The sequence below is a fragment of the Bowmanella pacifica genome, assembly GCF_014645355.1.
Taxonomy (GTDB): domain Bacteria; phylum Pseudomonadota; class Gammaproteobacteria; order Enterobacterales; family Alteromonadaceae; genus Bowmanella; species Bowmanella pacifica.
On the sequence record NZ_BMLS01000001.1, the window covers coordinates 1,446,633 to 1,454,185 of the forward strand.

At 48.7% G+C, this 7,553-nt stretch carries 10 protein-coding genes; 7 read left to right on the forward strand and 3 right to left on the reverse strand.

Annotated features, from left to right (window positions below; genetic code table 11):
- Nucleotides 1-2 precede the first annotated feature (2 nt).
- Nucleotides 3-512 carry a peptide deformylase gene (def, locus tag IEX02_RS06080; RefSeq protein ID WP_188691631.1) on the reverse strand — a complete coding sequence of 170 codons (510 nt, stop codon included), beginning with the start codon at nt 510-512 and terminating at the stop codon, nt 3-5.
- 212 nt (nt 513-724) lie between these two features.
- On the opposite strand from def, the gene IEX02_RS06085 reads away from it, so the two are divergent.
- The 6 genes from IEX02_RS06085 to hemF all read left to right on the forward strand — a co-directional run bounded on the left by IEX02_RS06085 (nt 725) and on the right by hemF (nt 5,580).
- A complete protein-coding gene (locus IEX02_RS06085; protein ID WP_188691634.1) occupies nt 725-1,798 on the forward strand; it encodes a LysM peptidoglycan-binding domain-containing protein in 1,074 nt (357 codons plus the stop codon).
- A 26-nt stretch (nt 1,799-1,824) separates the two neighbouring features.
- Entirely contained in the window at nt 1,825-2,937 is a 1,113-nt protein-coding gene (gene dprA / locus IEX02_RS06090; RefSeq protein WP_188691635.1) for a DNA-processing protein DprA, read from the forward strand.
- 1 nt (nt 2,938) lies between these two features.
- Nucleotides 2,939-3,415, forward strand: a complete 477-nt coding sequence (locus IEX02_RS06095) for a DUF494 family protein (protein WP_102794820.1) — start codon at nt 2,939-2,941, stop codon at nt 3,413-3,415.
- A 62-nt stretch (nt 3,416-3,477) separates the two neighbouring features.
- Entirely contained in the window at nt 3,478-4,029 is a 552-nt protein-coding gene (locus IEX02_RS06100) for a topoisomerase DNA-binding C4 zinc finger domain-containing protein (RefSeq protein WP_188691638.1), read from the forward strand.
- 57 nt (nt 4,030-4,086) lie between these two features.
- On the forward strand, nt 4,087-4,653 hold the full coding sequence (gene tsaC / locus IEX02_RS06105; protein ID WP_188691641.1) for an L-threonylcarbamoyladenylate synthase type 1 TsaC: 567 nt from the start codon (nt 4,087-4,089) through the stop codon (nt 4,651-4,653).
- A gap of 9 nt (nt 4,654-4,662) precedes the next feature.
- Nucleotides 4,663-5,580: an oxygen-dependent coproporphyrinogen oxidase gene (hemF, locus tag IEX02_RS06110; protein WP_188691644.1), complete on the forward strand. Its 918-nt coding sequence runs from the start codon at nt 4,663-4,665 to the stop codon at nt 5,578-5,580.
- On the opposite strand, the gene IEX02_RS06115 is transcribed toward hemF, so the two are convergent.
- Nucleotides 5,577-6,002, reverse strand: a complete 426-nt coding sequence (locus IEX02_RS06115; RefSeq protein ID WP_188691648.1) for a group II truncated hemoglobin — start codon at nt 6,000-6,002, stop codon at nt 5,577-5,579. The two genes, hemF and IEX02_RS06115, sit on opposite strands and share 4 nt — an antisense overlap.
- Before the next feature lie 13 nt (nt 6,003-6,015).
- Here IEX02_RS06115 and aroE point away from each other — a divergent pair, with 13 nt between their 5' ends.
- Entirely contained in the window at nt 6,016-6,837 is an 822-nt protein-coding gene (gene aroE / locus IEX02_RS06120) for a shikimate dehydrogenase (RefSeq protein ID WP_188691651.1), read from the forward strand.
- On the opposite strand, the gene IEX02_RS06125 is transcribed toward aroE, so the two are convergent.
- Nucleotides 6,828-7,361: a gamma carbonic anhydrase family protein gene (locus IEX02_RS06125; protein WP_188691653.1), complete on the reverse strand. Its 534-nt coding sequence runs from the start codon at nt 7,359-7,361 to the stop codon at nt 6,828-6,830. The two genes, aroE and IEX02_RS06125, sit on opposite strands and share 10 nt — an antisense overlap.
- Between the last annotated feature and the right edge of the window lie 192 nt (nt 7,362-7,553).

Consider the following 7,553-nt stretch of genomic DNA (forward strand, 5'->3'; position numbering starts at 1 on the left):
CCTCAGGCTTTTTCTAACAGACGGGCTTCTTTTTCCAGCTTTTTGCGAATACGTTGACGTTTAAGAGGGGACAGGTAGTCAACAAACAACACACCACGAAGATGATCCAGTTCGTGCTGGATACAGATGGCCAATAAGCCTTCAGCTTCAAGGGTGAATTCTTTACCATCCCTGTCCAGGGCGGTGACCTTGATGCGTTCGGCGCGATCTACCTTGGCGTAATTGTTGGGGACAGACAAGCAGCCTTCTTCGCTTACGGTGGTGCCGTGTTTTTCGGTAATTTCCGGGTTAATAAACACCAGTGGCTGGTCTTGGTCTTCTGACACATCCATCACCACCAAGCGTTTATGTTCGTTAACCTGGGTGGCGGCTAACCCAATGCCGTTTTCGGCTTTCATTGTTTCAAACATGTCGTCAACGAGATTGCGTATCTCGTCATTGACTTCTGCCACGGGCTTGGCGACGGTGCGTAAACGCTCATCGGGAAAACGCAGAACTTCTAATTTGGCCATTGATATCTTCAGCTACACTAGTTAATGGATCCAAGCATATGGATTCTCATACGAATTGCCATAAATGGCTATTTAATACTTGGCTTTAACGGTTATTCTAGCCCAATCGCCAGTAAAAAATAATAGCCGGTCCGTTTGATAAGGTATGAATCAGCGTCCGTAAGCCTGTCGCAATGGCGCGTGTTTGTGATGGTCGGCTCATTGGGGGAGTTATGCGACTTAAGTTGTCTAAATGGTTAGTGTGGCTATGCCTGTTTCCTGCCTGGTGTATGGCAGTGACAGTGAAGCCCGATGCACCCGCAGTTTATACAGTGAAAAAAGGGGATACCCTGTGGGATATCTCGTCACTTTATTTAGAGCAACCCTGGCAGTGGCCTGAGCTTTGGCGTCATAACAGCCAAATTAAAAATCCTCATCTGATTTATCCTGGTGACGAACTGAGACTGGAATGGGGGGCGGATGGCCAGCCTGTGCTGGTGATGAGTCGCACTTCAGAACCCAAGAGCGTCATTAAGCTGTCACCAAGCGGCAAGCGGGTCGATAAATCTCTCACACCCATCCCGGTATTGCCCTGGACTGTCATACAACCTTTTATAGAGAATGGGTTGGTTATGTCTGAAGAGGCTTATCAGGCCTTACCTAAATTGCTGGGTGACTACGATGGCGGTATTCGCTATGCGACAGGTGATTTGGTGGTCGGTGAGTATGGTGAGACTGAGCAAGAGATGATGTTGTTGCGTCAGCAAGGCGTTATTCGTGACATGCAAGATAATATTATTGGTGTGCAGGTTCGTCATGTTGCAGACGCCAGCTTATTACCAACAGAGCAAGATCGTCTGATGTTGGTTAATTTACGCGATGCTAATTTTGAGGCGGTGCAAGGTGACAGGCTCGGGTCTCGGACATTATTGCCAGACGGGCAGGATCTTGAACTGCAAGCCGCTGAAGGCATGCGTGGACATATCATAGGTAATCTTCGTGAGCACAACCTGATGGGCAAGTTGGATATTGTCGTGTTGGATGTTGGCGAGCGCGATGATATTGCTGCAGGAACGGTGATGGGTATCTATTTACCTGGTCCGAACCTAGATACCAGCGACAAGCCTAGTTATGCAAAGAGCACTGATTGGTTGTTCGGGCTGGCTGAGGATGAAGATGTGGTTATTGCCCCACCTATAAAAGTGGGTGAGCTGGTGGTGTTCAGGGTGTTTGAAAACACCAGTTATGGACTGATTGTTAAAGCCTCCAATATCATCAAAAGAGGTGCCTTAGTCGCACATCCTTAGGCCCTTATGACAATGCAGGGAACCGCATGTCTAGTGAGCAGGAATTATATGCCTGGTTAGTATTGGAACAGGTGCCTGGGCTGGGTTCTGTTGAGCTCGGCCGAGTAGAGCAGATAGCGCCAAACAATTTGTTGGCGCTTTTAGAGCTTGAAGACCATCAGCTACGCCAGTTAGGATGGAACGACAAGCAGATTGCGGTGCTCAAAACACCGAACCAAGCATGGATTGAAGATGCGCTGAGCTGGCTGCACAGCTCTCCACGGCATTTTATTCTGACTCGCTCCTGCGAAGCGTATCCGGAAAAACTCAAACAATTGTCTCGACCTCCGTTGATTTTATATGGCAAGGGTGATTTAGCTCTACTTAATCAACCGCAGGTGGCCATAGTTGGCAGCCGCAGCCCCACGCCAGCCGGTCAGCAAGTTGCATTTGAGTTAGCGGCTCAATTGGTTTCCTCTGGAATGGTCGTGACCAGTGGCTTAGCTATTGGCATTGATGGCTGGGCGCACAAGGGCGCGCTCAAAGCTGGAGGCCAGACTATTGCGGTTTTGGGCTCTGGACTAGCGAAACCCTATCCCCGTAGGAACATGGGGTTGGCTCAGCAGATCTGTGACAGCGATGGTTGCCTGTTATCGGAGTTCGCCCCGCAATTGGGGGCGAGGGCTGAGCATTTTCCAAGGCGTAACCGTATTATCAGCGGTTTAAGTTTAGGTACCTTGGTGGTCGAAGCGGCGATTCGCAGTGGCTCCTTGATTACTGCCAGATATGCCCTGGAACAAGGCCGGGATGTGTTTGCGATCCCGGGCAGTATTCAAAATCCTCTGGCCCAGGGGTGTCATTATTTAATCAAACAGGGAGCTAAGCTGGTGGAATGTGTTGAAGACATTCTCGAAGAATATCAAAATCTTGCTCTAGGACAGAAAAATCAAGGCATAGCTTGGTCGGAAAAAAGTGACGAGAATGGCTTGGCAAAGGATCTATTGTTGGGTAGTGTAGAATTTGAAGTCACATCTATTGATGTGATTGCACAGCGCAGCGGCCTGCCGGTGACACAAGTGCTTGCACAATTATTAGAATATGAGCTGCGTGGCCTGGTAGCTGCCGTCCCCGGTGGTTACGTTAAGTTGAGGGGAAAATAGTATGTTTGACATCCTCATGTATCTGTTCGAAAACTTCATCCACAGTGAAACCGAAATTCGTGTCGACCAGGACGAGTTGACCGAAGAGCTTGTGCGAGCAGGTTTTCATCATGATGAGATTTACAAAGCTTTGTCCTGGCTGGAAAAGCTGGCGGCATTACAGGAGTCTGACACCAATCCTTATCTGGCGCATATGTCGGCAATGCCGGTTACCCGTATCTACACCCAGGAAGAGGAGATGCGGCTGGATGTTGAGTGTCGTGGCTTTTTAATGTTCCTTGAGCAAATCAAAGTGTTGGATGCCAGCACCCGTGAAATGGTTATCGATAGGGTGATGGAGATCGACGCTGCCGAGTTTTGCCTGGAAGATCTCAAGTGGGTGGTGCTGATGGTGCTGTTTAATGTACCTGGCAAGGAAAACGCCTACGCGCAGATGGAAGACTTATTGTTTGAGGAGCCCGAAGGCCCTCTGCATTAGAGATGCTGCCTATCTACAACGCTTAGATATTAAGCGAGCTTTGAATATGACATAATCCGCTTATGTCAAAGATAGATCACTCCTTATTTAACGCCGACGAACATGCTTTACAGCATGCCTACGGAGATTGTCCGCTGTGTCAGGCCAAGCTGCAAATCCGCTCTGGGAAGAGCGGGCCGTTTCTTGGTTGTAGTCGCTACCCAGCCTGTCATTTCAGTAAACCTTTACACGAATATCAAAGTCACGAAGTGAAGGTGATCGACGGGGCTTTATGTCCCGAGTGTCAGTCACCTCTGGCGGTGAAGAAAGGCCGGTTTGGGTTGTTCATCGGCTGTACTAACTTCCCCCAGTGCCACCATATAGAAAAACTGGAGCAGAAACAGGAAAGTCTGGTTAGCTGCCCACAATGTAATACTGGCAAGCTGCACAGGCGTACAAATAAGTACGGGAAGAACTTTTTTGCCTGTGATGGCTATCCTGAATGTCGTTATTTGCTGAATTATCCTCCCGTGGCCAAAAGCTGCTCAGCTTGTGGTTGGCCTATTATGATGCGTAAGGGGCATGCATTGGTTTGCCCTCAGAAGGCGTGTCAGCACAAGGAAGCGGATGGTTAAGCAGCATTGCACTTCGGCGGACTTGTATTAATATGCCGGCACACTGGTAGACCTAGTATGGAAAATCCTGTCTTGAACTTTGATGCAGAATTAAAAATCGCCTTTGATAAGGGGGGGATTTTTGCTTATCCAACCGAAGCGGTTTTTGGCCTGGGCTGTGATCCTGATAACGAACAAGCCGTGATGGAAATTTTGGCCTTAAAGCAGCGGCCCGTGGAAAAAGGCGTGATTTTAATTGCCAGCAACTATTCCCAGCTATTGCCCTACGTCAAGGACGATGCCATCCCTATGGATCGCCGCACGGAAATTGTATCCAGTTGGCCGGGACCAAATACCTGGTTGTTACCTAAATCCGTTAAAGCACCAGATTGGATTACTGGCGGCTCGCCATTAATCGCCGTGCGGGTGACAGCTCACCCTGTGGTGCGTGCCTTGTGTGATTTTCTCGGTAAGCCGTTGGTATCTACCAGTGCCAATCTGGCGGGACATGAGCCGGCCAGAACAGTGGCAGAAGTGGAACAGGAATTCGGCGGAAAAGTACAAATCATTCAAGCTCAGGTTGGAGAACAGGCCCAACCCACTCAAATCCGGCATGGTTTGACCGGCCAGGTTATCAGAGCGTAGGAACAAACAATGTCCAATGTAAATTTAGAGCAGGTAAAGCAATTTTTACTCGGCTTGCAGAACAGCATTTGCCAAACACTTGAGCTGGTCGATGGCAAAGGGAATTTTGTCGAAGACAACTGGCAACGTGAAGAAGGTGGCGGTGGTCGTACCCGGGTAATGCGTAAAGGACAAGTAATAGAGCAGGGCGGAGTGAACTTCTCTCACGTGTTCGGTACCCAGCTTCCGCCTTCCGCCACGGCGGCAAGACCTGAACTAGCCGGACGCAGCTTCCAGGCCATGGGGGTCTCGTTAGTTATTCATCCTCATAATCCCTTTGTGCCCACCTCCCATGCCAATGTACGTTTTTTTGTGGCAGAAAAAGAGGGAGAGGCGCCGGTTTGGTGGTTTGGTGGTGGCTTTGACCTGACGCCTTTTTATCCTTTCAAAGAAGATGTACTACATTGGCACAGTGTTGCCCGTAATTTGTGCCTACCTTTTGGCGATGACGTTTACCCTAAGTACAAGCAATGGTGCGATGATTATTTTTTCCTCAAACACCGCAATGAAACTCGTGGCGTAGGCGGATTGTTTTTCGATGATTTGAATGAATGGGGCTTTGAAAAGAGCTTTGCCTTTATGCAGGCTGTGGGGAATGGCTATCTGGATGCCTATGTGCCTATCATTGAAAATCGTAAACAAATGCCTTTTGGTGAGCAGGAACGTGAATTTCAGCTATACCGTCGTGGTCGCTATGTGGAATTCAACCTGGTGTACGACCGTGGTACCTTGTTTGGCTTGCAAACCGGCGGCCGCACAGAGTCAATCCTGATGTCCATGCCGCCACTGGCTCGCTGGGAATATGATTACAGGCCATTACCTGGAAGCAGGGAGGAGCAGTTATATCAGCATTACCTCAAACCTGTGGATTGGTTGGCTGATCTTTAATCCTGATTCTTCATATGCTGCGCCAAAGGCACCAAATTCTGCCAGATAACCTGTCGCAGCCTTTTGTCTTCAACGCATTGTTCTAATGCGAGATTCATACAATATAGCCATTGGCTGATCATCTGGCCGTTGACCGGCGCATGTAAATGGCGGGCTCTTAATCTGGGATGGCCGTATTTTTGCTCAAACAGCGGCGGCCCACCTAGCCAACCACTCATGAATTCAAAAAATTTCTGGCGGGTTTCGGTCAGATCCGCTTTGTGAATAGCCAGCAGTTCTGCTGCTTTGGGGTCTGTCTGCATAATATCGTAGAAGCAATGGCACAAACGGGCTGTTACTTGCTCGCCCCCAATCATGTCGTACAAACTGGTGGGTTTGTCGTTGGCCTGTTTCTGGGTTAGGCTCCCCAGCCAGTCTGTCATTTTCTTAAGTACCATGGATAAATACGCTGTCTTCGGTAATCCCATCGCCCATAGCAAATCACCTTTTATTCACAAGATGTTTGCCGAGCAAACCGGACAATCATTGGATTATTCGGCGATCTTATCACCCCTTGATGGTTTTGCGGATACCATCCGTGCCTTCATTTCCTCTGGAGGGAAGGGCGCGAATGTGACGGTTCCTTTTAAAGAGCAGGCTTACAAGCTGGCTGACCAACTGTCGGAAGCGGCTGAACAGGCAGGTGCGGTGAATACCCTTATTTATAAAGAAGGGAAACTGTATGGTGACAATACTGACGGCATCGGATTGGTAAAGGACCTGCTATTTCATGATGTGGTACTGCAAGGTAAAAAGATCCTGATCATTGGTGCAGGTGGAGCAACCCGTGGCGTGGTGTTGCCTATTCTGAAACAAACCCCGGCCTCACTGCATATTGCTAACCGTACTGCAGAGAAAGCATTAAATCTTGCTACGCACTTTGCTTCGTTTGCCAGCGTGACCGGCAGTGGCCTGGATGATATTCCACATACTACCTTTGATCTTATTATCAATGCCTCATCATCGAGCTTATCCGGTGATGCCCCGAACATAGATGCTGCTTATATAGCTAATAAGCCGGTGTGCTACGACATGGTATACGGCAAAGAAGACACGGCGTTTAATCTTTGGTGCCAACAGCAAGGAACCAGTGTGACCCTGGATGGTCTGGGTATGTTGGTTGAGCAGGCGGCGCAAAGTTTCTATTTATGGCGGGGAGTAATGCCCGACACCCAGCCGGTTCGTCAGGCATTAAGGAATATGCTGGCTCAATCCTGAGCCAGATAATCTTCTTTTAACTCTACATAGTTAATAGCGGACTGTTTAAGAAACGCCAGCTCACTGTCGTTAAGCTTGCGGGCCTGCTTCACCGGGCTGCCGACATACAGGTAACCTGATTCCAGGGTTTTACCAGGTGGGACTAAACTGCCTGCTCCGATAAAAATATCATCTTCCACTATGGCGCCGTCCATAATAATTGCACCCATTCCCACTAATATGCGGTTACCTAGGGTGCAGCCATGCAACATACACTTATGACCCACAGTGACATCATCACCTATTATTAGCGGGTAACCGGCTGGATGTTGTGGCGACTTCCGCGTTACATGTAACACGGTGCCATCCTGAACATTCGTGCGAGCACCAATGCGGATATGATTAACATCACCTCGTGCAGCAACCAATGGCCAAATACTACTGTCATCGCCTAATTTGATATCACCTTTTAATACGGCACTCTCATCGACATAGCAATTTTGCCCAAGTTTCGGGTAGGCCTCTTTATAAAATCCTAAGCTCATTTCACTCTTTTCCACTGTTTGAACAGGAGAATAGTAGCAAAAATGGACGTTTAATGCCTTAAATGCTCAATAACTCGCCAAACGATAAGTTTTATGAAAAAACCTGTTGACGGCTGAGCGGAAATCTCTAGAATGCGCACCACTTCGACGGGCCAGGCTGAAAGGCACCCCGGCAAGCCAGGAAGGCAGAAG